Annotated in this window: 24 protein-coding genes; 12 read left to right on the top strand and 12 right to left on the bottom strand. The window is 61.2% G+C overall.

From position 1 onward, the window contains the following. Positions 1–144: 144 nt before the first annotated feature. Both V8J63_RS08615 and V8J63_RS08620 read left to right on the top strand, forming a co-directional pair. Complete coding sequence (locus V8J63_RS08615) at positions 145–867, top strand: response regulator (RefSeq protein WP_056788095.1); 723 nt, start codon at positions 145–147, stop codon at positions 865–867. Further along, positions 864–2,474: an ATP-binding protein gene (locus V8J63_RS08620; protein ID WP_125926497.1), complete on the top strand. Its 1,611-nt coding sequence runs from the start codon at positions 864–866 to the stop codon at positions 2,472–2,474. Before V8J63_RS08615 ends, V8J63_RS08620 begins: the two co-directional genes overlap by 4 nt. Positions 2,475–2,581: 107 nt before the next feature. On the opposite strand, the gene V8J63_RS08625 is transcribed toward V8J63_RS08620, so the two are convergent. Together V8J63_RS08625 and V8J63_RS08630 are read right to left on the bottom strand one after the other, a co-directional pair. Then, a complete protein-coding gene (locus V8J63_RS08625; RefSeq protein WP_125926498.1) occupies positions 2,582–3,307 on the bottom strand; it encodes a 4'-phosphopantetheinyl transferase family protein in 726 nt (241 codons plus the stop codon). A gap of 152 nt (positions 3,308–3,459) precedes the next feature. Then, a complete protein-coding gene (locus tag V8J63_RS08630) occupies positions 3,460–4,251 on the bottom strand; it encodes a dienelactone hydrolase family protein (protein WP_125926499.1) in 792 nt (263 codons plus the stop codon). Positions 4,252–4,394: 143 nt separating this feature from the next. Between V8J63_RS08630 and V8J63_RS08635 the strand changes: the two genes are divergently transcribed. The 4 genes from V8J63_RS08635 to V8J63_RS08650 all read left to right on the top strand — a co-directional run bounded on the left by V8J63_RS08635 (position 4,395) and on the right by V8J63_RS08650 (position 9,361). Next, positions 4,395–5,000, top strand: coding sequence for a hypothetical protein (locus V8J63_RS08635; protein ID WP_122707481.1), 606 nt, complete (start codon positions 4,395–4,397; stop codon positions 4,998–5,000). Positions 5,001–5,148: 148 nt separating this feature from the next. Continuing rightward, positions 5,149–5,826, top strand: a complete 678-nt coding sequence (locus V8J63_RS08640) for a response regulator transcription factor (protein WP_016773623.1) — start codon at positions 5,149–5,151, stop codon at positions 5,824–5,826. Continuing rightward, a complete protein-coding gene (locus V8J63_RS08645; RefSeq protein WP_073472181.1) occupies positions 5,823–7,169 on the top strand; it encodes an ATP-binding protein in 1,347 nt (448 codons plus the stop codon). Before V8J63_RS08640 ends, V8J63_RS08645 begins: the two co-directional genes overlap by 4 nt. Positions 7,170–7,759: 590 nt before the next feature. Then, positions 7,760–9,361 carry a hypothetical protein gene (locus V8J63_RS08650; RefSeq protein WP_125926500.1) on the top strand — a complete coding sequence of 534 codons (1,602 nt, stop codon included), beginning with the start codon at positions 7,760–7,762 and terminating at the stop codon, positions 9,359–9,361. Here the strand turns inward: V8J63_RS08650 and V8J63_RS08655 are convergent. Continuing rightward, a complete protein-coding gene (locus tag V8J63_RS08655; RefSeq protein ID WP_130887400.1) occupies positions 9,352–10,362 on the bottom strand; it encodes an AraC family transcriptional regulator in 1,011 nt (336 codons plus the stop codon). The genes V8J63_RS08650 and V8J63_RS08655 overlap by 10 nt on opposite strands. A 346-nt stretch (positions 10,363–10,708) precedes the next feature. On the opposite strand from V8J63_RS08655, the gene V8J63_RS08660 reads away from it, so the two are divergent. Both V8J63_RS08660 and V8J63_RS08665 read left to right on the top strand, forming a co-directional pair. Further along, entirely contained in the window at positions 10,709–12,043 is a 1,335-nt protein-coding gene (locus tag V8J63_RS08660) for a dicarboxylate/amino acid:cation symporter (protein ID WP_024013978.1), read from the top strand. Positions 12,044–12,310: 267 nt separating this feature from the next. Next, complete coding sequence (locus V8J63_RS08665) at positions 12,311–13,492, top strand: CaiB/BaiF CoA transferase family protein (RefSeq protein ID WP_336463893.1); 1,182 nt, start codon at positions 12,311–12,313, stop codon at positions 13,490–13,492. A gap of 109 nt (positions 13,493–13,601) precedes the next feature. On the opposite strand, the gene V8J63_RS08670 is transcribed toward V8J63_RS08665, so the two are convergent. Continuing rightward, a complete protein-coding gene (locus V8J63_RS08670) occupies positions 13,602–14,096 on the bottom strand; it encodes a SprT family zinc-dependent metalloprotease (protein WP_024013976.1) in 495 nt (164 codons plus the stop codon). A gap of 147 nt (positions 14,097–14,243) precedes the next feature. Beyond that, entirely contained in the window at positions 14,244–14,846 is a 603-nt protein-coding gene (locus V8J63_RS08675; RefSeq protein ID WP_016773629.1) for a Yip1 family protein, read from the bottom strand. 423 nt (positions 14,847–15,269) lie between these two features. Between V8J63_RS08675 and ttcA the strand changes: the two genes are divergently transcribed. After that, complete coding sequence (ttcA, locus tag V8J63_RS08680; protein ID WP_024013975.1) at positions 15,270–16,094, top strand: tRNA 2-thiocytidine(32) synthetase TtcA; 825 nt, start codon at positions 15,270–15,272, stop codon at positions 16,092–16,094. Positions 16,095–16,261: 167 nt separating this feature from the next. Further along, a complete protein-coding gene (locus V8J63_RS08685) occupies positions 16,262–16,936 on the top strand; it encodes a DNA-3-methyladenine glycosylase I (RefSeq protein ID WP_016773632.1) in 675 nt (224 codons plus the stop codon). Positions 16,937–17,071: 135 nt separating this feature from the next. Here V8J63_RS08685 and V8J63_RS08690 read toward each other — a convergent pair whose 3' ends face one another. From V8J63_RS08690 to arsC, 3 genes are read right to left on the bottom strand one after another with little or no spacing between them, the layout of a single operon-like run. Continuing rightward, a complete protein-coding gene (locus tag V8J63_RS08690) occupies positions 17,072–17,497 on the bottom strand; it encodes a DUF2069 domain-containing protein (RefSeq protein WP_324175248.1) in 426 nt (141 codons plus the stop codon). Beyond that, positions 17,497–18,093 (bottom strand): NAD(P)H:quinone oxidoreductase, encoded by a 597-nt coding sequence (gene wrbA, locus V8J63_RS08695; protein ID WP_041479575.1) that lies wholly within the window; start codon positions 18,091–18,093, stop codon positions 17,497–17,499. The genes V8J63_RS08690 and wrbA overlap by 1 nt, the downstream gene beginning before the upstream one ends. Beyond that, positions 18,090–18,443: an arsenate reductase (glutaredoxin) gene (gene arsC, locus V8J63_RS08700; protein ID WP_186567721.1), complete on the bottom strand. Its 354-nt coding sequence runs from the start codon at positions 18,441–18,443 to the stop codon at positions 18,090–18,092. Before arsC ends, wrbA begins: the two co-directional genes overlap by 4 nt. A 113-nt stretch (positions 18,444–18,556) precedes the next feature. Here arsC and V8J63_RS08705 point away from each other — a divergent pair, with 113 nt between their 5' ends. Then, the gene (locus tag V8J63_RS08705) at positions 18,557–19,021 is read left to right on the top strand and encodes a TlpA disulfide reductase family protein (protein WP_073472190.1); all 465 of its coding nucleotides are present in this window, start codon (positions 18,557–18,559) and stop codon (positions 19,019–19,021) included. 145 nt (positions 19,022–19,166) lie between these two features. On the opposite strand, the gene V8J63_RS08710 is transcribed toward V8J63_RS08705, so the two are convergent. Then, on the bottom strand, positions 19,167–19,571 hold the full coding sequence (locus V8J63_RS08710) for an META domain-containing protein (protein WP_016773637.1): 405 nt from the start codon (positions 19,569–19,571) through the stop codon (positions 19,167–19,169). Continuing rightward, a complete protein-coding gene (locus tag V8J63_RS08715) occupies positions 19,571–20,005 on the bottom strand; it encodes a hypothetical protein (protein ID WP_039757838.1) in 435 nt (144 codons plus the stop codon). Before V8J63_RS08715 ends, V8J63_RS08710 begins: the two co-directional genes overlap by 1 nt. A 134-nt stretch (positions 20,006–20,139) precedes the next feature. Between V8J63_RS08715 and V8J63_RS08720 the strand changes: the two genes are divergently transcribed. Then, positions 20,140–20,598 (top strand): hypothetical protein, encoded by a 459-nt coding sequence (locus V8J63_RS08720; RefSeq protein WP_336463894.1) that lies wholly within the window; start codon positions 20,140–20,142, stop codon positions 20,596–20,598. A gap of 6 nt (positions 20,599–20,604) precedes the next feature. On the opposite strand, the gene V8J63_RS08725 is transcribed toward V8J63_RS08720, so the two are convergent. Together V8J63_RS08725 and V8J63_RS08730 are read right to left on the bottom strand one after the other, a co-directional pair. Continuing rightward, entirely contained in the window at positions 20,605–21,594 is a 990-nt protein-coding gene (locus V8J63_RS08725; RefSeq protein ID WP_133340702.1) for a 2-hydroxyacid dehydrogenase, read from the bottom strand. An 81-nt stretch (positions 21,595–21,675) separates the two neighbouring features. After that, the gene (locus V8J63_RS08730; RefSeq protein ID WP_051600774.1) at positions 21,676–24,429 is read right to left on the bottom strand and encodes a response regulator; all 2,754 of its coding nucleotides are present in this window, start codon (positions 24,427–24,429) and stop codon (positions 21,676–21,678) included. Positions 24,430–24,558 lie beyond the last annotated feature (129 nt).

The following is a 24,558-nucleotide window of genomic DNA, read 5'->3' on the forward strand; positions in this document are numbered from 1 at the left end:
GAGCCTGCTCGCGAATCGGTTGACCACTGAGCATTCAGGTTGGAGCAACAGACGCTTTCGCGAGCAGGCTCGCTCCCACAGGTTTTGTCCGTGTCAGGCGATTGTCTTTCTTCTTTTAATAAAAACAGCAAGCAGAGGTCACCGGTGGAGCAACAAACCTGGCAGGTATTGATCGTCGAGGATGACCAGCGACTGGCCGAGCTCACCCGCGATTACCTGCAAGCCAATGGCCTGCGCGTGGAGATCGAAGGCAACGGTGCGCTGGCGGCGGCGCGGATCATCAAGGAGCAGCCGGATCTGGTGATCCTCGATCTGATGCTGCCCGGCGAGGATGGCCTGAGCATCTGCCGCAAGGTGCGCAGCCAGTACGACGGGCCGATCCTGATGCTCACCGCGCGCACCGATGACGCTGATCAGATCCACGGCCTCGACCTCGGTGCCGACGATTACGTATGCAAACCGGTGCGTCCGCGCTTGTTGCTGGCGCGCATCCAGGCGTTGCTGCGGCGCAGTGACACACCGGAACCGGTCGCGGAAAAATCCCGACGTTTGCAATTCGGTCCACTGGTGGTCGACAACGCGTTACGTGAAGCCTGGCTGAGCGACAACGGCATCGAGCTGACCAGCGCCGAGTTCGACCTGCTGTGGCTGCTGGTGTCCAACGCCGGGCGGATTCTTTCCCGGGAAGAAATCTTCACTGCATTGCGCGGCATCGGCTACGACGGCCAGGACCGCTCGATCGACGTGCGCATCTCGCGCATCCGCCCGAAAATCGGTGACGACCCCGACCATCCGCGCCTGATCAAGACCATCCGCAGCAAAGGCTATCTGTTCGTCCCGGAAGCCTGCGCAGACCTGGCGCTGTGAATTCGATCTTCCTGCGCATCTACGGCGGCATGTGCGCCGCGCTGATTCTGGTGGCGGTGCTCGGCGTGCTGGCGCTGAACCTGCTCAATCAGGTGCGCAGCGAGCAATACCGCGAGCGCCTGGCCCACGGCACCTTCTCGCTGATGGCCGACAACCTGCAACCGATGAATCAGACCGAACGCCATCGCGCGTTGCTGGTGTGGGAGCGGCTGCTTGGTATACCGCTGACACTGAAGAAATTCGCCGAAACCGACCTCGATCTGGCCCAGCGCACCCGTGTGCTGCGCGGTCAGGCGCTGGTCGAGCAGACCGGGCCTCACGCGGCCAGGGTCTATCGGCTGATCAGCGAAAAAGAGCAAATGATGCTGGTGGGCGAGGTGCAGCAGATCAGCGAGCAACTGGCCCGGGCGACCATTTACCTGCTGGCCGATGAACTGGTGCGGGTACCGGTCGGCGAACAGCCCAAGCGTCTGGCGCAGATAAAGCAGGAAAAGGGCTTTGGCTTCGATCTGCGTCTGGTCACGGTAAATGACGCCGACATGGACGAAGACCAGAGCCGCCGCGTGGCCGAGGGCGATACGGTGATGGCGCTGGGCAAGGGCGGCGATTCGATCCGCGTCTTCGCCGGTATGGTCGGCACGCCGTGGGTGCTGGAAATCGGCCCGCTGTATCAGATGAATCCGTATCCGCCGGAATGGCTGGTATTGATTGCCGCGCTGGGCCTGACCCTGATCGGCCTTATCGTTTATCTGTTGGTGCGTCAGCTCGAGCGACGTTTGCGCGGCCTCGAAGCAGCGGCCACGCGCATCGCCAAGGGCAGCCTGGAAACCCGTGTGCCGGCGCGCGGTGCCGACTCGGTCGGACGGCTGGCGTTGGCGTTCAATGGCATGGCCGAGCACCTGCAACAGTTGCTGGCGATCCAGCGTGAACTGGTGCGCGCGGTGTCTCACGAGCTGCGCACGCCGGTGGCGCGGCTGCGTTTCGGTCTGGAAATGATCGGCACGGCGACCACTCCGCAAGCGCTGGAAAAATACCGCGAAGGCATGGATCACGATATCGAGGACCTCGACAAGCTGGTCGACGAAATGCTCACCTACGCACGACTGGAGCAAGGCTCGCCGGCGCTGACCTTCCAGCGCATCGATCTGGATGCGCTGGTCAATCAGGTGATCGCAGAATTGGCGCCGCTGCGCGCCGAGGTCACGGTACAGCGCGGTTTGTGTCTGTCATCGGCCGACAATGACGGCGCGTGGGTCGAGGCTGAACCGCGTTATTTGCATCGGGCGCTGCAGAATCTGGTGGGCAACGCGATGCGCCATGCGCATTCGCAGGTGACGGTGAGTTATCAGGTCGGCCAGTTGCGTTGCCGGATCGACGTCGAGGATGACGGGCCGGGGGTGCCGGAGGTGGCGTGGGAGCGGATCTTCACGCCGTTTCTGCGCTTGGACGATAGCCGCACGCGGGCCTCGGGCGGGCATGGTCTGGGACTGTCGATTGTGCGGCGGATCATTCACTGGCACGACGGCCGGGCGATCATTGGCAAGAGCAAGAGTCTGGGTGGGGCCTGTTTCAGTCTGAGCTGGCCGAGGAATCAGGAGCGCCGCTGAGATTCGGGATACCGCCTTCGCGAGCAGGCTCGCTCCCACATTTGAAATGCAATCCCCTGTGGGAGCGAGCCTGCTCGCGAAGGCGCCACAACAGGCAATGCAAAACTTCAGGCAGGAATGCTGACCAGACTCAACAACTGCCCATCCTGCACTGCAAACTGCGCCTCCAGCTCCGATCCGTTGCGCCATTCGCTGGACAAATCAGTCAACAACCGCAGCCTGACCTGACCCGCCGCACTCCATTCCAGCACTTCGGCATGCTCGAAATAAAAGCGCTGCTGCACGATCGGGTACAGCGCTTTGAATAAACTCTCTTTCACCGAAAACGTCAGGGTCACCCGCAGCGCCAGTTGCTCCTGAGAACCCGCCGCCATGCGCTGCAGTTCCGCTGGCGTGAGAATTTCCCCGGCCAGGCGTTCAGCGCGCTCGTGGCTCAACAGGTTTTCCAGATCCATGCCCAAGCCGCGCCAGTGCTGTTTGTTGGCGACAATCGCCGCCGCGCGGCCAGTGCTGTGGGTGATTGAGCCGCAGATGTGCGCCGGCCACACCGGCGCGCGGTCTTCGCCAATCGGCGGGACGATATTCAGGCCTTCGAGTTGTTGCAGCGCGGCCCGCGCGCAGATGCGTCCAGCGAGAAACTCGGCCTGGCGCTTGGCCACCGAGCGCTGAATGCTCGGCGGCGCCAGCACAGCGCTGCGCTGGAAGTCATCGCCAAGCAGGCGTGCCGGGTCGAAGTGGGTACTGAGCAGCACGGTATCGGCCAGGACCGTCGGCAACGGCCAATGGCTGTCGAGCGCAGTGCAGCAGGCGGGCAGGGCGGGGGTGGTATGCATGGCGGGCATTTTGCCGGTTAGTCGGGGCGAGGTCGAGATCGGCGGTGAAGCCTTCGCGAGCAGGCTCGCTCCCACAAGGGATCTTCTGGGCGACAGATATCCGGTGTGGGAGCGAGCCTGCTCGCGAAAGCCGCGCCTCGGTCGTTACTGACTCAACCGAAAATCTTCTTGAAGAACGCCTGCATATCCGCCCACGACTTCTCGTCCGCCGCCTTGTTGTAACCAATGTCCGGCCCACCATGCTCGCCATGGCTCAGGCGATCGGCATCCGGATTGCTGAAACCATGCTTGGCGCCATCCAGACTTACGAACTGGTAGTCCGCCCCAGCCTTGTCCATCTCTGACTTGAAGGCGGTGACGTGGTCCTGAGTGACCATGCTGTCCAGCGCACCGTGCTCGACCAGGATTTTCGCCTTCACACTGCCCGGAGTCGCCGGGGTCTTGGTTGCCAGCGCGCCATGGAAACTCACCACGCCGGCCAGCGGCACACCCTGACGCGCCGCATTCAGCACCACGGCGCCACCGAAGCAATAGCCGATGGCGGCGATTTTGTTCGGGTCGGTCTGCTTTTGTTTCTTCAACAGATCGAGCCCGGCGGCGAAACGTTTACTGGCGGCATCGGCCTCCTTGGTCGCTGCCTGCATGAAGGCCATGGCGTCTTTCGGGTGCTCGGTGTTTTTGCCTTCGCCGTACATATCGATGGCCAGCGCGCTGTAGCCGAGTTCGGCAAGATCCCGCGCGCGGCGCTTGGCGTAATCGTTCAGCCCCCACCATTCGTGGACCACGACAACGCCGGGGCGTGGGCCTTTGATCGCGTCGTCATAGGCGTAGTAACCGATCAGTTGGCTGCCGTCGGCGCTTTGGTAGGGGATTTCTGCAGTCTTGATCGCAGCCTGGGTGAGGCAGCTGACTGCCAGCAAAGTGAGGGCGAGGAACAGGCGCATGGTCGGGTCTCCTTATTGAAAGTGGTCAGAACAGCCTAGTCGATCCGGTTCAGGTCAGGTTCAGAGACGGTTCAGGGGCCGTACAGGGGCGGCTCAGTAACCTTGCGCCATACCCAAACAGCACTGTGAAAGAGGAAATATCCATGACTCGTTTAAACAAATTGCTGCTGGCTTTTACCCTGTTAGGCTCCAGCATCGCGGCGAACGCCGACGACACCAGCAACTTCGCCGGTCTGACGTTCGGCCAGACCAGCGACAAGATCGACAAGTCCCACGCGCTCAACAACAATCTCGGCAACCCCAACGTCACCGGGGCCATCGACGGCAACAACACCTACGGCATGCGCCTCGGTCAGCAAAACAGCCAGGGCCGCTACTACGCCACCTACGACAACGTTTCCGGCTCGCACAATGGCGTTAAACTGCGCCAGGAAAATCTGCTCGGCAGCTATGACCTGTTCTACCCGGTGGGCGGCAGCACCAAGTTGTTCGGTGGCGCCACGGCCGGTCTGACCAAGCTGACGCAGGATTCGCCAGGTTTCAGCCGTGACAGCGATATCGGTTACGCCATCGGTGGCCAGGTGGGTGTGTTGCAGCAAGTTTCGCAGAACACCTCGATAGAACTCGGTTACCGTTACCTGCGCAGCAACGCCAGCACCGAAATGAAAGAGAGCGGCGGCAGCAAACAGGGCTCGCTGGACTTGACCAGCAGCGCGCAGACCTACCTGTCGGCCAACTACTATTTCTAAGCGGTTGTCGCAGTTTGAAGTGTGGAAGCGAGCCTGCTCGCGAAAGGGGTGTATCAGCCGACACTTGCTTGGCTGATCCACCGGATTCGCGAGCAGGCTCGCCCCCACAGGTAGTTGCCTGGAGAGTTCAAGTGATAGGGGGAAAGGCATGAAACTGTTGGTCGTCGAAGACGAGGCGCTGTTGCGTCATCACCTGCAAACCCGCCTGACGGAAAGCGGTCATGTGGTCGAGTCCGTGGCCAATGCCGAGGAGGCGCTGTACCAGACCGGCCAGTACAACTTCGATCTGGCGGTGATCGATCTCGGCCTGCCGGGCATGGGCGGCCTCGACCTGATCCGCCAGTTGCGCTCGGGCGGCAAGACCTTCCCGATCCTCATACTCACCGCGCGCGGCAACTGGCAGGACAAGGTCGAAGGCCTCGCCGCCGGTGCCGACGATTACGTGGTCAAGCCGTTCCAATTCGAAGAACTCGACGCACGCCTGAACGCATTGCTGCGCCGCTCCAGCGGTTTCACCCAGTCGACCATCGTTGCCGGGCCTTTGCTGCTCGACCTCAATCGCAAACAGGCCAGCCTCGATGAGCAACCGCTGGCGCTGACCGCTTACGAATACCGCATCCTCGAGTACCTCATGCGCCATCACCAGCAAGTGGTGCCCAAGGATCGCTTGATGGAGCAGCTGTATCCGGATGACGACGAGCGCGATCCGAATGTCATCGAAGTGCTGGTCGGCCGTCTGCGCCGCAAGCTCGAAGGCCCGGCCGGGTTCAAACCGATCGACACCGTGCGCGGCCTCGGTTACCTGTTCAATGAGCGTTGCACTTGATCCGTTCCCTTCGCGTTCGCTTGATGCTCGCCGCCACCACGTTGGCGGTGCTGTTCATGCTCGCATTGTTGCCGGCGATGCAGGGCGCCTTCAGCCTTGCCTTGCAGGACTCGATCGAACAACGCCTGGCCTCCGACGTCACCACATTGATCTCCGCCGCGCGGGTGGAAAACGGTCGGCTGGTGATGCCGTCGCAATTGCCCGACGAGCGTTTCAACCTCACCGATTTCCGCTTGCTCGGCTATATCTACGACCGCGACGGCAAACTGGTGTGGCGCTCGAAAGCCACCCAGGAAGAACAGATCAACTACAAACCGCGTTACGACGGCCTCGGTAACGAGTTCGCGCGCATCCGCGAGGCCAGCGGTCAGGAGTTCTTCGTCTACGACGTCGAAGTCAAATTGCTCGGCGGCAAAAGCGCAGCGTTCAGCATCGTCGCTCTGCAACCGGTGCGTGAATACGAAACCACCCTCGAAGGCCTGCGGGAAAATCTCTATCTGGGCTTCGGCGCGGCATTGCTGGTCTTACTGGCGCTGCTATGGATCGGCCTGACCTGGGGCCTCAAGGCCTTGCGCCGCTTGAGCCAGGAACTCGACGAAATCGAAGGCGGTACCCGCGAAAGCCTGACGGAAAAACACCCGCGTGAACTGCTGCGCCTGACCGGCTCGCTCAACCGCTTGCTGCTCAGCGAACGCCAGCAACGCAGCCGCTACCGCGACTCCCTCGACGACCTCGCCCACAGCCTGAAAACCCCATTGGCGGTGCTGCAAGGCGTCAGCGAAGACATGGCCCAGCGCCCCGCAGACCGCGACCAGGCTTGGGTCCTGCAAAGCCAGATCGAACGCATGAGCCAGCAGATCAGCTACCAACTGCAACGGGCCAGCCTGCGCAAAAGCGGTCTGGTGCGCCATCAGGTGCGCCTGCAACCGGTGCTCAAAAGCCTCTGCGATACGCTGGACAAGGTCTACCGCGACAAACATGTGCGCGTGACCTTTGATCTGCCGGAGCATTGCTACGTGCCGATCGAGCAGGGCGCCTTGCTGGAAATGCTCGGCAACCTGCTGGAAAACGCCTACCGCCTGTGCCTCGGCGAAGTGCGGGTCAGCGTGCGCGAATCACTGGCCGGGATCGAATTGTGCGTCGAGGATGATGGCCCGGGGGTGCCACTCGATCAGCGCGCGCGAATTCTTGAGCGTGGCGAACGCCTGGACGCCCAGCATCCCGGGCAGGGCATCGGGCTGGCGGTGGTCAAGGACATCATCGAAAGCTACAACGCGCGTTTGGCTTTGGGTGATTCACCGATGGGCGGGGCGGCGTTCAGGATTCATTTTCCGGCTGTGTAAAGGTTGGCAGTGCCAGCCTCTTCGCGAGCAGGCTCGCTCCCACATTGGAGCTGTGGTGTTAACAAAGCCCCTGTAAAAGCCAGCTTGCTGGCGCTGCCGTCGCTGCGGTCAACACATAGAAGCCGCCTACCGCGCCCTCGACCATTAATTCAAACCATCCTCGCCACATGACGCCCGCAAACCCAGCACGATCTGCCTCGTCAATCCCGACATCGATAACTAAACCCTGCTGGTAAACGCCTGAGTCGCTCGCCTCGGTGAGTGTGATTCAGTGATCTCGCCGGACCTCTGGGCGTGCCATATCGCAACACGACATTGGGGATTGCGCGGGTTGGGATGCTGGAGGGAACTGGGCGGTGAATCGGGTGCTGGATGATCTGGATCCACCCGGTTGAGCACGGTTCTCGAAATCCTTACACACCTGTGGCGTGGGGCTTCGGCCCTCGCCACAACGGCTGATACAACAGTACCGTTCGTCGCAAATCCTTTTGAACTGTCAGACCTGACAGTATCCCCTTGGCTTCGCCGCGTGTTTGATGAGCTTCATCCAGGCCGACGTTCGTTGGCCTAAGCGACAGGGAAGGTGCGTCATGAAAGACGATCAGTCAAACGGCGGTGTGCTGGCCAATTATCCGATCAAGTTCGCCGGTGCCACCCCGGACGTGATTGTCAGCCCCGCGCCTCCCGCAGGAGTGCCGGTGGAGGGGTTGCCACAGGCGAGCTTCCGGGAGGTGGTCAGCCGCGACGGTAGCCGTGAAGGCGCGGTGCAAGCGGTGGTCGAACCTCCCTTGGGTGGCAGTTATCTGAATATTGCGCTTTACATGAAAGGCTCCTGGGATACGCAGCCGCAGTTGCTCGAGCGCAAGCCGGTGCCACCTGCCCAGCAGAATGATCCGGTGTATTTCGACGTCTATCAGTCGTCGCTCGGCGACGGTGTGCATGTTTTCACCTATGAAGTGGAGCGAGTCAGCGGCAACACTGGGCCGTCCATCGAGTCGTGGGCGCTGTATCATCGTGACCTTCCCGGCGGCAACGATGTGCCCGGCACGGGCGACCATCCTGACCTGGCAATCAGCCTGCCGGCTGAGTTGGGTGACCCGCCGCATATCGGTAAGGAAGAAGCGGATCGAGGTGTTGCGGTGACGGTGTCTTACTCGTTTATGAGGGCATATGATCGGATCACCCTTGAGCTCAATCGCGAACGTTTTCCCTTTACCGTACAGCCCGGTCAGCAAGGCATCCCTTTTGTAATGACCGTAACCCGAGACATGTTTGAACGGGCCGGCAATAACGCGCAGTTTCCCATCTCATACACCGTGGTCGATCAGGTGAACAATCCGACGGATAAACGGCGCTGGTCGAAAGTGATCGAGGCGGATGTCAATTCGCAGCGCGTCACCTTGGAAAAACCGATTTTGCGTGAAGACCTGGATGATTCCAGTGATGATCCAAATATCATTGATCGTGACAAGTTGGGTGGTCGGCCACTGTATGTGGTTGTTCTGGCGGACAAAGCGCCTTATCAATTGAACGATGACGTTGTAGTAACGTATATCTCGAGTCAACCTAGCGCTGAATTTTCCGTACTTGGCAAGGTTGAGAGAGACAGTTTGGGCCGCCTGCAGTCCCTCATTGAGGTCCCCAATGTGCAGGTGATTTCGGGCAGTCAGATTTCTGTTTCATTTGAATTGAAAAGGGATGGGCAAACCATCGGCGCCTCCCTGCCTGCCCTTGCGCGAGTCGTTGGTGGCGGTGGAGTTGAAGATTGGGAGAGTGAGGCTCCAAGAGCATTGCCGAACAATAGCCCTACACGATTGAAGAGCGGGCTCACGGTCATCCCGACCGGTGCAAATATCACTGTAGCGGCTTATATCACTGTTGCGGATCAAAGCGGTTACGGCAGCAAGCATTTGGTTTCCGGTTCGAATATCTCGGTTCGGTTTGAGCTGGGGGATATCGCGAATTTCATCAGCTTTGCATATGGACAATCGCAAAACCCAAGCAATACTGTCGTTTTCTTTGATACGGAACATGGTGAAATAGAGCGCCAGTTTCTCACTGCGGGCTTCCTGGTACTCTGTGTCTATAGAGGAACACGACCTTGTGCCTCCTTCGAGGTGAGGGTCTCAGAACCTGGGCTGGATCACGGCATAGTGATCGACAAAATAGAATGGCGATTCAATCAGGGGTAATCCCACTGTTCCTGCGCCCGATAAGCCCCCGGTGTCAGCCCCGTCCATTTCTTGAACGCCCGGTGAAACGCCGAAGGCTCAGAGAACCCGAGCTGCTCGGCAATCTGCTGCAACGACAGATCCGCGCGGCCCAGATGATAGATGGCGATATCCCGCCGCAGCTGATCTTTCAGCTCCTGAAAACTGGTGCCTTCCTCGCGCAAGTGCCGGCGCAAGGTCTGCGGGCTGATATGCAGATGCGCCGCAACCGCTTCCAGATCAGGCCAGTGCGCAGCGTCGCGACTGAGCAAGCGGCGCAGGCGGCTGCTCAGGCTGTCGCCGTCGTCGGGGCGCGAGAGCAGGTCGGCGGGGGAGCGTTCGAGAAAATGCTTGAGCGTGCGTTCGTCCTGCAACAGCGGCATGGCCAGGTAGCGACTGTGAAACAGCAGGCTGCTTTGCTCGGCATCAAAGGTCAGCGGGCAGGGGAACAGCAGATCGTATTCGCCGCCGTGCTCGGGGCGCGGATAGCTGAAAGTCGCCTGCTCGAGGCGAATGCGCTGGCCGATCAGCCAACTGCCGAGGCGGTGCCAGATCACCAACAAACTCTCGCTGAGAAAATGATCCGGGTCCCACCACTGCGCGTCGTCCAGGCTCAAACGCACCCATTCGTCTTCGCGACGCAGGGTCAGGCGTGGGGCGTCGGGGAACAGGCTGTAGAACAACAAACCACGTTGCAGAGCCTTCTCCAGGTTGCGGCAGTGAATCGAGGCGTGGCACATCATGGCGAAGCTGCCGGGCTTGCTCGGCGCGCTGCCGAAACCCAGGTATTCGTCGTCCAGCGCCAGCCACAAACCCTGAATCAGCCGGGTGAACTGCTCCGGGGCAATCCGCGCGCGGGGCTCGTCGAGCAATTCCGCGCTGATCCCCAGTTGCTGCAACAGGCCTGAATAATCCAGGCCGCGCCGGCGTGCACCGCCAAGGGCGGCACGTGCGAAATGGCTGGCGATGGTGCGTTCGCGCATAAGCGGCAATCCTTGTTCAGGCACCGATCGTAACGGCGAGCCGGCAACGCAACAAGGCGGATTTCCGCCAAATTGCAGGGCACTGAACGCTCAGTTGGCGGAAATCCGCCATGCCTCAAGTCACTGATTGGTGACAGGAAAATCCCGCAGCCCCTGATATCAAAAGGCTTGCTGCCATTCGCACCAATCTGGCACGACGTTTGCGATACAAGCCACAGAAGCGTGCATTTCTCCGCCCGGAAAAATGCCGTTCCAACAACAAATCCCTCCAGTGCAGGAGGGTTCGCAATTAAGGTTCGGCGCTCGACAGATGGATGTTGCCGCTGGACGCTTGAGGAAACCTGCAATGACGACTCGTCAGCCACTGTACAAATCCCTGTATTTCCAGGTGATCGTTGCCATCGCCATCGGCATCCTGCTTGGTCACTTCTATCCGCAGACCGGTGTGGCCCTCAAGCCACTGGGTGACGGCTTCATCAAGCTGATCAAAATGGTCATCGCCCCGATCATCTTCTGTACTGTTGTCAGCGGCATCGCCGGCATGCAGAACATGAAGTCGGTAGGCAAGACCGGCGGCTACGCGCTGCTGTACTTCGAAATCGTTTCCACCATTGCCCTGCTGATCGGTCTGGTCGTGGTCAACGTTGTGCAACCGGGCGCCGGCATGCACATCGACGTCACCACCCTCGACGCCTCGAAAATCGCCACCTACGTGACGGCCAGTAAAGACCAGAGCATTGTCGGTTTCCTCCTCAATGTGATCCCGAACACCATCGTCGGCGCGTTCGCCACCGGTGACATCCTGCAAGTGCTGATGTTCTCGGTGATCTTCGGCTACGCCCTGCATCGCCTGGGTTCGTACGGTCGTCCGCTGCTGGACATGATCGATCGCTTCGCCCACGTGATGTTCAACATCATCAACATGATCATGAAACTGGCGCCGCTGGGTGCGTTCGGCGCCATGGCGTTCACCATCGGTGCCTACGGTGTCGGCTCGCTGGTGCAACTGGGCCAGTTGATGATCTGCTTCTACATCACCTGCGTTCTGTTCGTCGTGCTGGTGCTGGGTGCGATCTGCCGGGCTCACGGTTTCAGCGTGTTCAAGCTGGTGCGCTACATCCGTGAAGAACTGTTGATCGTACTGGGCACGTCCTCGTCGGAATCGGCACTGCCACGCATGCTGATCAAGATGGAGCGTCTGGGCGCGAAGAAATCCGTCGTGGGTCTGGTGATCCCGACCGGTTACTCGTTCAACCTCGACGGTACTTCGATCTACCTGACCATGGCGGCCGTGTTCATCGCCCAGGCGACTGACACGCACATGGACATCACCCACCAGATCACTCTGCTGCTGGTGCTGCTGCTGTCCTCCAAAGGCGCGGCGGGTGTGACCGGTTCGGGCTTCATCGTCCTGGCCGCAACGCTGTCGGCGGTAGGCCACCTGCCGGTTGCCGGTCTGGCGCTGATCCTCGGTATCGACCGTTTCATGTCCGAAGCCCGCGCCCTGACCAACCTGGTCGGTAACGCTGTAGCGACCATCGTCGTCGCCAAGTGGGTCAAGGAACTGGACACCGATCAACTGCAGACCGAGCTGGCTTCCGGCGGTCGCGGTATCTCCGACGAGCGTGAAGAAGACGACCTGGGTGTGGCTGAAGGCCCAACCCCGAGTAATGTGAAGTAAATACAAGAACTGCGCATCAGTACGATGTGAGGTTGTAAAAAATCCCTTGTGGTGAGGGATTTACCCCCGATGGACTGCACAGCGGGCCTCTTCTTCCAATTCCAGAGAAGGGGCCGCTTCGCGACCCATCGGGGATAAATCCCCTCGCCACAGGGGTTTTTTCTTGCCCGGAATTTGAGCGCAACGGTCACACCTGCTGACATTTGCGGTGATTGCCGCATCGGCGATGGCTGCCTAGGCTGAGTACATCGCCCAAGGAGTTCGCTCATGTCTGCACCGCTGGCCTCACTGAAGATTCTCGATTTCTCGACCTTGCTGCCGGGGCCGTTCGCCTCGTTGCTGCTGGCGGACATGGGCGCCGAGGTGCTGCGCATCGAATCGCCGACGCGGATGGATCTGCTGCGGGTGCTGCCGCCGCATGATGGCGGGGTCTCGGCCAGCCACGCTTATCTGAACCGCAACAAGCGCAGTCTGGCGCTGGACCTGAAACAGCCCGAAGCGCTGCAGATCATCAAGCAACTGCTGGGAGAGTACGACATTGTGCTCGAGCAGTTTCGCCCCGGGGTGATGGAGCGCCTGGGCCTGGGTTATGAAGCGTTGAAAGCGATCAATCCAAAGCTGATTTATGTGTCGATCAGCGGTTACGGCCAGAGCGGGCCGTACAAGGAGCGCGCCGGGCATGACATCAACTATCTGGCACTGGCCGGGCTGGCCAGCTACACCGGACGCGCCGACAGCGGGCCGTTGCCGTTGGGCATGCAGGTGGCGGACGTGGCGGGCGGCTCGCTGCACGGCGTGATCGGCTTGCTGGCAGCGGTGATCGCCCGCCAGCAAACCGGGCAGGGCACCCATCTGGATGTGAGCATGACCGACTGCGCGTTCAGCCTGAACGCCATGGCCGGCGCTGGTTATCTGGCCTGCGGCGTGGAACCGGGTCGGGAAGACCAGATGCTCAATGGCGGCAGCTTTTACGATTATTACCGCACCCGGGATGGGCGCTGGATGTCGGTGGGGAGTCTGGAGCCGGCCTTCATGCAGCAATTGTGCACGGCGCTGGGCCGGCCGGAACTGGCCGCGCAAGGGTTGTCGCCCAGGCCTGAGCAACAACAAGCATTGAAAGAGGTGTTGCGCATCGAATTCGAGCGGCATGATTTTGCAGAACTGTGTGAGTTGTTCGCCGGGATCGATGCCTGTGTCGAGCCGGTACTGAGTCTGGGCGAGGCGCTGGGCCATCCGCAGTTGCAGGCGCGGGAGCTGGTGACCCAGGTGCCGCGCGGCGATGGCACGACGCAGGCGCAGATGGCCTGTCCGTTGAAATTCTCTGAGGCATTGCCGGCGCCAAGGCATGTTGGCGCGGGGTTGGGGCAGCATACGGAGGAGGTGTTGGGGGAGTTGGGCTTGAGTGCTGAGCGGATCGCCGAGTTGCGTTCGGCCAGGGTGATTCTGTAGCGCTCATGCCGCCGCCTTCGCGAGCGGGCTCGCTCCCACATTGAAATGCATTCCCCTGTGGGAGCGAGCCTGCTCGCGAAGGGGCCAGTCAGGGCACCGCAGAAAGCAACTATTCCACCCGCATCTCACCACTGAACACCAGCGTACTGCGGCAGCGCCGGCACAGATACCGCCGCCCTTGCCGCACCAGACCATGGCGCTGGGCGGTAAACGGGAAATCACTGTCGGGGCACGGGCATTTGTAGATATAGCGGGTCACGCTGCGCCGCTTGATTTCATAGGTGTGGCAGCGATCCGGCGGCAATTCGTAGACGCCGCGCATGATCAGTTGCCACTCCTCGCCATGGGGCTGGATGCGGTCGCCGAACAGTTGATGAGCGATCAGGTGAGCGACTTCGTGTGCCACGGTCTGCTTGAGGAAGTGCTCGGTGTTTTCCCGGTACAGCTGCGGGTTGAAGCGCAGCAGGTTCTCGTGCAGATGCGCGACACCGGCTTTCTGCCCGCGCAGCTTGAGGCTGACGACGGGGCGTTTGAAGGAGCGTTTGAAAAAGGATTCAGCGAGTTGGTAACAATCTTCGACGCGGGTATTGAGTTGCTCGGGCATGCTTGATGGATCTCCAGAGACGCCGAGTATGCCGCAACCCCGGCGACTTGCGAATCGCCGACCTGCCGAATGGTCGTTGCCCAACGAGAAGGCCGCCTTGCGGCGGCCTGTATTGGCAGATGTTGTTTTTCTCAGGCAGGAAACAGGTCAGTTGGTATAGACCGGGCCGACACCCAGGCCCCAGACAATCACGGTGAACGCCATGATCGCCACCAGCACTACCAGGCCGACGGCGAGCACCGAGCTGGAAAACAGGAAACCTTCATCCGAAGGGATGTTCATGAAGGTCGGCAGGCCGACATACAACAGATACACCGTGTAGCAGATGGCCGCTGTGCCGACGATCATCCCCAGCCACATGTGCGGATACAGCGCCGCCAGACCGCCGACGAACAACGGTGTCGCGGTGTATGTGGCAAACGCCACGCAACGGGCCAGGCTTGGATTGGCGTCATAGGTGCGTGCCATCCAGTGCACGAAGGCGCCCATCACCGCGACCCCGCCGAGCATCGCCAGGTACGACATGATGGTCATCCACAACGCGCTTTCGAACGTGAGCATCACCGGCGCGCGATTGCCGATCACCCAACCGACCTGGGTCGTGCCGATGAACGCCGAGACAGCGGGGATCGCTGCCAGGATCAGCGTATGCGTCAGGTACATGTGGCTGATGCTTTCCTCTTGGTCGCCACGGATCTCCTTCCATTCCTGATCGGGGTGGGTAAACAGTCCCACTACGTGATGGATCATGCCATTCACTCCTCTTGTCATTGCCATCGCCCCCCAACGGAGCGCCTACGGGCCAAGATGGCCGAGCAAATACAGGTCTTCAGATGTGTGCGACCTTATGTCGCAGTATAGAAAGGAGTCCAGCGCACCGGTATGCCGGGCTTAGAGCAAATCGCGCTGTAAACGGGATGGATAATCGCCTCAGGGTCTTGCAGGGAAGTCATTTTTGGAGTTGAAACACTTTAGTGGCGAGGGGATTTATCCCCGTTCGGCTGCGCAGCAGTCGCCAGCCCATTAACCGCGCAGTGTGGCAATGCGAGTTCTCAGGTTCTGGGGCTGCTTCGCAACCCAGCGGGGATAAATCCCCTCGCCACAGATGCTTCGCGCTACTGGGGTTTTTGCGTAAAATGCCGGCCTTTCGTCACACCTCACGGATTTCGCGTCATGGGCACTCTTACGGTCAACCAGAACAAACTGCAAAAGCGCCTGCGCCGCCTGGCCGGCGAAGCGGTCGCCGATTTCAACATGATCGAAGATGGCGACAAGGTCATGGTCTGCCTGTCCGGGGGCAAGGACAGCTACACCATGCTCGACGTGCTGATGCACCTGCAGAAGGTTGCACCGATCAAGTTCGACATCGTCGCGGTGAACATGGACCAGAAACAGCCGGGCTTTCCCGAGCACGTGCTGCCGGCCTACCTGAAAGAACTGGGCATCGAGTATCACATCGTCGAGAAGGACACTTACTCGGTGGTCAAGGAACTGGTGCCGGAAGGCAAGACCACCTGTTCGCTGTGCTCGCGCCTGCGTCGCGGCACCCTGTACACCTTTGCTGACGAAATCGGCGCGACGAAAATGGCCCTCGGTCATCACCGCGACGACATCGTCGAAACGTTCTTCCTCAACATGTTCTTCAACGGCACCCTGAAAGCGATGCCGCCGAAGCTGCGCGCCGACGATGGCCGCAATGTGGTGATCCGCCCGCTGGCGTACTGTAACGAGAAGGACATTCAGGCCTACTCGGACCTCAAGCAATTCCCGATCATCCCGTGCAACCTCTGCGGCTCGCAGGAAAATCTGCAGCGCCAGGTGGTCAAGGAAATGCTCCAGGACTGGGACCGCAAGACCCCGGGCCGTACCGAATCGATTTTCCGCAGCCTGCAGAACGTGGTGCCGTCGCAACTGGCCGACCGCAACCTGTTCGACTTCACCAGCCTGAAGATCGACGAGACCGCGGCTTCGCGTTTCGTCAATGTCGTCAATCTGTAAACACAACCTGTAGAAGCTAGCCCTGTGGCGAGGGGATTCATCCCCGCTGGGGCGCGAAGCGGCCCCAAAATCTCGGGGTCTGCTGCGCAGCCCAGCGGGGATGAATCCCCTCGCCACAGGGGCGTGCTTCTCCAGGTGTTATTCATTTCCAAACCTCAGGAGAGGGCATGCGCGATTACAAGTGGCTGCACGAATACTGTCTGAACCGTTTCGGTTCGGCGGCTGAACTGGAAGCCCATCTGCCCGTTCCCAAGACCCCCGCACAACTGCGCAAGATCCGCGACGACCGCTACCTCTCGACCATGGCCCTGCGGGTTTTTCGCGCCGGGCTCAAGCACAGCCTGGTCGACGCCAAGTGGCCGGCGTTCGAAGAAGTGTTCTTCAAGTTCGACCCGGAAAAAGTCGTGCTGATGAGCGCCGAACACCTTGAGCGCCTGATGCAGGACGCGCGGATCATCCGCCATCTGGGCAAACTGAAAAGCGTGCCGCGCAATGCGCAGTTCATTCTCGATGTGGAAAAGGACAAGGGCAGCTTCGGCGCGCTGATCGCCGACTGGCCGGTGACCGATATCGTCGGCCTGTGGACCTACCTGAAAAAGCACGGCCACCAACTCGGCGGGCTGTCGGCGCCGCGCTTTTTGCGCATGGTCGGCAAGGACACGTTCGTGCCGAGCTACGACGTGGTCGCGGCGCTGAATGCGCAGAAGATCGTCGACAAAGTGCCGACCAGCCAGCGTGATCTGGCAACGGTGCAAAACGCCTTCAACCAATGGCACGAACAGAGCGGCGGACGGCCGATGAGCCAGATTTCGATGATGCTCGCCTATACCGTCAACCATTGAGTCCATCCGATCGTTCCCATGCTCCGCGTGGGAATGCCGCCCGGGACGCTCCGCGTCCCTGAGACGCAGAGCGTCTCTGGATGCGTTCCCACGCAGAGCGTGGGAACGATCGGTGTAGCAACTGATGGCGATCGGTCAGGCGACGCTGATCTCGCCTTCACCCGCCAATCTGCGATTCAGCTGATAGCGCCAGCGCACATACAACAGCGCCGAGCAGAACACCGCCAGGCTCGCGGCCATTTCCAGCAGGCCGAACAGCTGCCGGTTGGGGTCGTACGCCGCCAGTGCGCCTTTGATGAAATACAGGTTCACCACAAAACACATCCACGAATGGCCACGGGCGCTGCCCATGATCATCGCCGGGGCGAGCACCAGCCACGGGATCAACTCGACCAGCAGAATCACCCAAGGCCGCGCGCCATGCAGATCGGCGAACAGCAGGTAATAAACAGCGAGCAAGCCGGCGAGGGCGAAAAAGCTCAGCAGGCTGAGCACGCGCATCGCCTTGACCCGTGGCTCAAGCCACTCTATCGAGGGCAGGACTTTCGGCTTCTTCGCCATCAGCCCACCAGTTTCTGCGCGGTTTTCGCCAGGCGCAGACCGAGTGCGCGACACAGCGCCACTTCGTGCTGGTCGAGACCGTTCTTGCCGTCGGCACCGGCGTGATGGCTAGCGCCATAAGGCGTGCCGCCACCCTCGGTTTCGAGCAGGGCCGATTCGCTGTAGGGCAGGCCGGTGATCAACATGCCGTGATGCAACAGCGGCAACATCATCGACAGCAGCGTGGTTTCCTGGCCGCCGTGCAGGCTGGCGGTGGAGGTGAACACACCGGCCGGTTTGCCGACCAGCGCGCCGGTCAGCCAGAGGTTGCTGGTGCCGTCGAGGAAGTATTTGAGCGGCGCGGCCATGTTGCCGAAACGCGTCGGACTGCCCAAGGCGAGGCCGGCGCAGTTCTTCAGATCATCAAGGCTGGCATAAAGCGCGCCTTCAGCGGGAATCTCCGCCGCCACCGCTTCGCACTCGGTGGAAATCGCCGGCACTGTGCGCAGACGCGCTTCCATTCCGGCCTGCTCGATGCCACGGGCAATCTGCCGGGCCATCTCGTTGGTCGAACCGTTGCGGCTGTAATAGAGAACCAGAATGTACGGCGTGCTCATGGCAACAACTCCAGCACGTTTTCCGGTGGGCGACCGATGACGGCCTTGTCGCCGACTTCCAGAATCGGCCGCTCCATGAGTTTCGGGTGTGCGGCGATGGCGTCGATCAATTGCTGCTCGCTGAGGCTGGCGTCGGCCAGGTTCAGGGTTTTGTATTCCTCTTCACCGCTGCGCAGCAGCTGTCGCGCGCTGATCCCGAGCTTGCCGAGCAGGGCCTTGATCTGTGCGGCGCTGAGCGGCGTTTCCAGGTAGCGCACGACGGTCGGATGCAAGCCGCGGGCTTCGAGCAGTTCCAGCGCGCCGCGGGATTTCGAGCAGCGCGGATTGTGATAAAGCGTCAGATCGGTCATGGCGGGTCGCTTCTGGCGTAAAGTGGCGGCTATTCTAACTGTGCGGCGCGCAATCCAGAACCGTCAGAGGCGATGGGTCGCAGGCGCTTTCGAATTTTCACAAGGAACACGACATGACACGGCGATTGGCAGCGGCATTGACGATAATCGGGGCGTTGATGCTGGGGGGCTGCGGCAATGATTACGGCATCGACCAGAACGGCCAGAAGGTTGCGTCCGAACGTCTGGACAAACAATGGGTGGTGCTTAACTACTGGGCCGAATGGTGTGGCCCGTGCCGCACGGAAATTCCCGAGCTGAATCATTTGGCTGATGAGCTCAAGAGCAAGAATGTCGGGGTGTTCGGGGTCAACTTCGACAACGTGCAGGGCGCGGAGCTGAAAGAGGCGAGCGAAAAACTCGGCATCAAGTTCACCGTGCTGGCGCAGGATCCGGCCGAGCTGTTCGACCTGCCGCGCAGTGAGGCGCTGCCGGTGACCTTCATCATTGATGACAAGGGCAAGGTGCGTGAGCAGTTGCTGGGTGAGCAGACGGCGGCGGGCGTGATGGCGAAGCTGGAGGCGTTGCGGAACAAGTAACCTGTGGCGAGGGGATTTATCCCCGTTGGGTCGCGAAGCGGCCCCATGCGCAGTTCCGGGCGAACTGCAAACTCAGGGCTGCTACGCAGCCCAACGGGGATGAATCCCCTCACCACAGGTAACCCCCTGCGGGCACAGAAGGGGCTCAGCCCTCTTCCAGCCACCAGCGCAACGGTTTGCCTTGAGCCGGCCAGAAGCGTATCTGCTCGATTGGCGAAATGTCCCAGCGCTCGACTTTTTCCAGCGCCTGCAAGAAGCGTTGTTCCTGCTCCATCAACGCCGGGGCGCAGAGCTTGCGGGTCTTGCCGATTTTGCCGAAGCTCAGCTTGTCGCCATCCTGCGTGTACGGCGCGAACCAATGGTTGCAGCCGCCGTTGCCGTAGGCGCGGCCGTCATCGCCAAGGGTCACGGTCAGATGGCTGTAATCCATCAGTGGCCGCTCGCCGATCCATTCCAGAATGTAGCTGCGGTTGTGCTGCAGTTGCACCGGCTCTGCGGCGCAACCGACCAGGCCGACACCGATCAGTGCGGTCAGGGCGAGGCGTTTCATCACGCAGGCTCCTGGCATTTCGGGCACAGGTGCTTGTCGCCGACGGCTTTCCAGCCCAGCTCGGCGATGCGCGCGGTGGCGGCAGGTTTCTCGGCGGTCTTGCCGAGTTTGGCATCCACGGCGAATTCGAAGCTCAGCTCTTTCGCGCAGCTGTCGCAGTTGACCTGCCAGGTGTGAATGGCCAGTTCGCCGAACACCGGGCCTGTGGTCATCGCGGTCCATTGGCCTGGCGGATTGATAAGGTGGCGCACCGTGTCGACGGTCAGGCGCATGGACAAATCCTTGCTGCCTTTGAGCGTGACCAACAGGGCATCGCCGATGCGGATCGAGCCACCGTTGCCGGTCACCTGATAGCGGCCCGGAACCAGGGCGCGGCATTCGGTGAGGGTGTGTTGCGGGTTCATCAGGGTGTAGCGGAAATCGTGTTCGACCATGGGTCCTCCAAATATGCGCGACATGCTAGCACGGGCTCGATTGCAGAATGATGCGCGCGTGCGACCTTCGATCCGGTTCAAATGCAGCGACAGTCATGGCAAACTGCCGGCCCCCGAATCTGAAGGAACGGAACATGGCGCTGATCGAATGTTATGAATGCAAGCGGAGCATCAGTTCCGACGCGCTGGTGTGCATTCACTGCGGCGCGCCGATGGCCGAACATGCCGCCATGCAGGCGCAATCGACGGCGGCACCGGTGCAAGCCGCGACGATTTCCTTCGGCAGCCTGCCACGTAACAACGCAGTGCCCGAGGCGGTTGCGCCGCCAGTGTCCGAGCCTTTACCCAAAGTGATGCCGGCAGCGGCGGGGCGCCGACGTCGTCAGCAGGCTGCGGAACAGGCCCGCCAGGAACAACAACCGCTCAACGCCGATGGCAGTCGCCCGGTGGAAGGCTGGCTGAAAATCATGGTGTTTCTGTTGCCAGCGTTTTTCGTCTGGTTCCTGCTGCGCAACGGCCATTCGAGCAAGCAGCGCCTGCTCGGTTTCGGCTGGCTGGGCTTGCTGATCCTGGCGTCTTCGCTGTCCAAGTAAAACCGTTCAACCCTCGACCTGGTTCTGCGGCGCACCTGCCGCCCAGGTCGCGATGTTGTGCAGGGTGGTCGCGGCAATCGCGCCCAGCGCCTCGCGGGTCAGAAACGCCTGATGCGCGGTGATGATAACGTTGGGAAACGTCAGCAGACGCGCCAACACATCGTCCTGCAACGGCAGGTCGGAGCGATCCTCGAAAAACAACTGCGCCTCTTCCTCGTAAACATCCAGCCCCAGATAACCGAGTTGGCCGTCCTTCAGCGCGTCGATCAGCGCTGGCGTGTCAACCAGCCCGCCACGCCCGGTGTTGATCAGCATCGCCCCCGCCTGCATGTGCGCCAGTGAGTCGCGATTGATCAGGTGCTTACTCTGCTCGTTGAGCGGGCAATGCAGGCTGATGATCCGTGATTGCGCGAGCAATTCCGGCAGGCTCAGATAACGTGCGCCCAACGCCAGCACCTCGGGATTGGGATACGGATCGTAAGCCAGCAATTCACAGCCGAAGCCGTGCATGATTTTCGCGAAGGTCGCACCAATCTGTCCGGTGCCGACAATGCCGACGGTTTTGCCGACCAGATCGAAACCGGTCAGGCCATGCAGGCTGAAATCGCCTTCGCGGGTGCGGTTGTAGGCGCGATGCAAACGACGATTGAGGGCGAGGATCAGCGCCACGGCATGTTCGGCCACGGCGTGCGGCGAGTAGGCCGGGACACGCACGACGGCCAGGCCAAGGCGTTTCGCCGCCGGCAGGTCGACATGGTTGTAACCCGCCGAACGCAGGGCAATCAGCCGCGTGCCGCCAGCCGCGAGGCGTTCCAGCACCGGGGCGCTGAGATCGTCATTGATGAACGCGCAAACCACTTCGTGTTGCTCGGCCAGCGCCGCCGTATCGAGGCTGAGCCGCGCCGCTTGAAAATGCAGTTCAAGCCCGGCCGGGCAGTCGGCGGCGAGGAAGCTGTCGCGGTCGTAGGTCTGGCTGCTGAAAATGATCGTGCGCATGAATCCTCCTGGAACATCGACGCGGGCCGCAATGGCCCGCGACAACTGTAGCGCTTTGCGCGCGCCGTGCCTTGCCGTGGATCAGGCGCTGATGCGCGCCTGCGCCGCGAGTCGATTGATCGAGCGTTCCAGCTCATCCAGCGCGGCAGCGGCTTTCGGATCGTCCTGCTTGAGCAGGGTTTCGCTGCGCTGGCAGGCGGCGCGCAGTTGCGGCACGCCGCAATAACGGGTGGCGCCGTGCAAGCGGTGCACGCGTTCGAGCAGGGCATTCTGGTCGTGGCTGTCACGCGCGGCGCGTATCGCTTCGCGGTCGGCTTCCAGCGAGGCCAGCAGCATGGCGAGCATGTCCGCCGCCAGATCCGCTTTGCCCGCCGCCAGACGCAAGCCTTCTTCGTGATCGAGCACTGGCAGTTCCTGCTGACTCGCTGCGCTGTCGCCGCTGCGCTCCGGCGCCTGATTGCGCAGCGCCAGTCCGGTCCACTTCAACACCACCTGCGCCAGTTGCCGCTCGCTGATCGGTTTAGTCAGGTAGTCGTCCATGCCGCTTTGCAGCAGCGCGCGTTTTTCATTGGCCATGGCGTGGGCAGTGAGGGCGACGATCGGCAGCGGCGTGCAATGCCGCTCGCTTTCCCACTGGCGAATGGTTTCCGTGGTCTGGCGGCCATCCATGCCTGGCATCTGCACGTCCATCAACACCAGATCGAAAGATTCGCTTTGCACCGCTTTGACTGCTGCGTAACCGCTTTCCACCGCGAGCACGCGGGCGCCCATGTCTTCGAGCAGGGTCTGCACCAGCAACAGATTCGCCGGGTTGTCGTCGACACACAGCACGCGCGGCGCACGGCTGGACAGCGGCTCGCCCGGTTCGCTGCGCGGCTGGCGCGGATTGACCAGATCGGACAGCGCCCGGCGCAGCTTGCGCGTACATGCCGGTTTGGCTTGCAGCTGGCTGTGCGGGTTGGGTACCGACAGATGAAATAGCGTCTGTTCGGTGGTCGGGCACAGCACCAGCACTTTGCAGCCCAAGTGTTCGAGGTCCCAGATGTGCTGGTTCAAGCGTTCCGGGAGCATGTCGTTGCTGGTGATGCCGATCACCGCCAGATCGATCGCCTGATCGGTCTGATGCGCGCCGGTGACGCCATTGCTCAGGCTCTCCAGAGTATTGAACGGCGTAACTTGCAGTCCGCAGTCTTCCAGCTGATGTTGCAAGGCCTGACGCGCCAGTTCGTGGTTTTCCAGCACCGCCACACGGCGCCCGAGCAGCGGCGCGGCGGGCAGGTCCTCGGCATCGTCGCGGGTCTTGGGCAGGCTCAGGCTGATCCAGAATTCCGAACCTTCGCCCGGCGTGCTGTCGACGCCGATCTCGCCGCCCATCTGCTCGATCAGGCGCTTGGAAATCACCAGCCCCAGCCCGGTGCCGCCGGGTTGGCGCGACAGCGAATTGTCGGCCTGACTGAAAGCCTGGAACAGCGCGCGGACATCCTGACTCGACAGACCGATGCCGGTGTCCTGAATGCTGATGCGCAGTTGCACGCTGTCTTCGTGTTCGTCTTCGAGCATCGCCCGGGCGACGATGGTGCCTTCGCGGGTGAACTTGATCGCATTACTCACCAGGTTGGTGAGAATCTGCTTCAGGCGCAGCGGATCGCCGACCAGCGACAGCGGCGTGTCGCGATAGACCAGACTGACCAGCTCGAGCTGCTTGGCGTGCGCGGCCGGGGCGAGGATGGTAAGGGTGTCCTGCAACAGGTCGCGCAGGTTGAACGGAATGTGATCAAGCACCAGTTTGCCGGCCTCGATTTTCGAGAAGTCGAGAATCTCGTTGATGATTCCCAACAGGCTGTCGGCGGACTTTTCGATGGTGCCCAGATAGTCGAGCTGGCGCGGGGTCAGTTCGCTTTTCTGCAACAGGTGAGTGAAGCCGAGAATGCCGTTGAGCGGCGTGCGGATCTCGTGGCTCATGTTGGCGAGGAATTCGGATTTGATCCGGCTGGCTTCCAGCGCTTCTTTGCGCGCCAGGTCCAGTTCGATGTTCTGGATCTCGATGGTTTCCAGATTCTGCCGCACGTCTTCGGTGGCCTGATCGACGCTGTGCTGCAATTCTTCGCGAGCATTCTGCAGGGTGCCGGCCATGCGGTTGATGCCCGAGGCCAGTTCGTCCAGCTCCTGACTGCCGAGGGGCGGCAAGCGGGTTTCCAGGTGACCGTCCTTGAGTTGCGCGACCGCTTGTTTGATCTGGCTCAGCGGACGGTTGATGGTGCGGCCCATGCGCAACGCGAGGAGGGCGGCGCCGGCAAGTCCGGCGGCGATCAGCAGCAGGCTGGCGAACAGGCTGCGATAACCGCGCAGCAACATGCCGTTGTGCGACAGCTCCAGCTCGACCCAGCCGAGCAGCCGTTCGGATTCTTCGGGAATGATTTCGCCGGCGAGGTTGCGATGCTTGCCGAACACCGGCATCAGGTAGCGCGTCGCGTCATTGCCGCTGCGTCGTTGCAGCAGCGCGCTGTCGCCGCTTGGTGCCTGATTTAGCATGGTCGGGCCGGCGTGGGCCAGTGGCGAGCGGTCCGCCGCGAGGAAAGTCACCGCGCGCACGTCGGGTTGTTCAAGGGACTGGGTGGCGATGCGTTCAAGCAGATCGGCGTCGCCGTGACCCATCGCCGGCGCCACCAGCGGCGCCAGTTGCTCGGCGATCATTTCGCCGCGCTGCATCAATTGGCTGTGCAGGTCGGTCTGCTGCGTCCAGGTGAAATAGCCACCCAGCACCAGCGCCATCAGGCTGGTCGGCAACAAGGTCAGCAATAGCACGCGACCTTTGATTCCCAGTTTCTTGAGCACGCCTATCTCCCGCATCCCGCTGATCTGTTGACACATGCGTGCATCCGGCACGCGACATGGGCGCAGTGTAGCGATTTGCAGGCGGGCAATCTTGCGGAAAATGCAGCGCCGCCCACGCACTCGTTCGTC

Source organism: Pseudomonas sp. CCNWLW23, from assembly GCF_037095675.1.
Lineage (GTDB): Bacteria > Pseudomonadota > Gammaproteobacteria > Pseudomonadales > Pseudomonadaceae > Aquipseudomonas > Aquipseudomonas atacamensis.

Bases quoted from the DNA above. Each gene is read 5' to 3' on its own strand.
- wrbA (WP_041479575.1), bottom strand. From the start codon at position 18,093: ATGAGCACGCCGTACATTCTGGTTCTCTATTACAGCCGCAACGGTTCG.
- ttcA (WP_024013975.1), top strand. From the start codon at position 15,270: ATGGGCACTCTTACGGTCAACCAGAACAAACTGCAAAAGCGCCTGCGC.
- arsC (WP_186567721.1), bottom strand. From the start codon at position 18,443: ATGACCGATCTGACGCTTTATCACAATCCGCGCTGCTCGAAATCCCGC.
- V8J63_RS08725 (WP_133340702.1), bottom strand. From the start codon at position 21,594: ATGCGCACGATCATTTTCAGCAGCCAGACCTACGACCGCGACAGCTTC.
- V8J63_RS08690 (WP_324175248.1), bottom strand. From the start codon at position 17,497: ATGGCGAAGAAGCCGAAAGTCCTGCCCTCGATAGAGTGGCTTGAGCCA.
- V8J63_RS08630 (WP_125926499.1), bottom strand. From the start codon at position 4,251: ATGCGCCTGTTCCTCGCCCTCACTTTGCTGGCAGTCAGCTGCCTCACC.
- V8J63_RS08710 (WP_016773637.1), bottom strand. From the start codon at position 19,571: ATGAAACGCCTCGCCCTGACCGCACTGATCGGTGTCGGCCTGGTCGGT.
- V8J63_RS08635 (WP_122707481.1), top strand. From the start codon at position 4,395: ATGACTCGTTTAAACAAATTGCTGCTGGCTTTTACCCTGTTAGGCTCC.
- V8J63_RS08675 (WP_016773629.1), bottom strand. From the start codon at position 14,846: ATGATCCATCACGTAGTGGGACTGTTTACCCACCCCGATCAGGAATGG.
- V8J63_RS08650 (WP_125926500.1), top strand. From the start codon at position 7,760: ATGAAAGACGATCAGTCAAACGGCGGTGTGCTGGCCAATTATCCGATC.
- V8J63_RS08685 (WP_016773632.1), top strand. From the start codon at position 16,262: ATGCGCGATTACAAGTGGCTGCACGAATACTGTCTGAACCGTTTCGGT.
- V8J63_RS08625 (WP_125926498.1), bottom strand. From the start codon at position 3,307: ATGCATACCACCCCCGCCCTGCCCGCCTGCTGCACTGCGCTCGACAGC.
- V8J63_RS08715 (WP_039757838.1), bottom strand. From the start codon at position 20,005: ATGGTCGAACACGATTTCCGCTACACCCTGATGAACCCGCAACACACC.
- V8J63_RS08720 (WP_336463894.1), top strand. From the start codon at position 20,140: ATGGCGCTGATCGAATGTTATGAATGCAAGCGGAGCATCAGTTCCGAC.
- V8J63_RS08670 (WP_024013976.1), bottom strand. From the start codon at position 14,096: ATGCCCGAGCAACTCAATACCCGCGTCGAAGATTGTTACCAACTCGCT.
- V8J63_RS08655 (WP_130887400.1), bottom strand. From the start codon at position 10,362: ATGCGCGAACGCACCATCGCCAGCCATTTCGCACGTGCCGCCCTTGGC.
- V8J63_RS08705 (WP_073472190.1), top strand. From the start codon at position 18,557: ATGACACGGCGATTGGCAGCGGCATTGACGATAATCGGGGCGTTGATG.
- V8J63_RS08665 (WP_336463893.1), top strand. From the start codon at position 12,311: ATGTCTGCACCGCTGGCCTCACTGAAGATTCTCGATTTCTCGACCTTG.
- V8J63_RS08660 (WP_024013978.1), top strand. From the start codon at position 10,709: ATGACGACTCGTCAGCCACTGTACAAATCCCTGTATTTCCAGGTGATC.
- V8J63_RS08640 (WP_016773623.1), top strand. From the start codon at position 5,149: ATGAAACTGTTGGTCGTCGAAGACGAGGCGCTGTTGCGTCATCACCTG.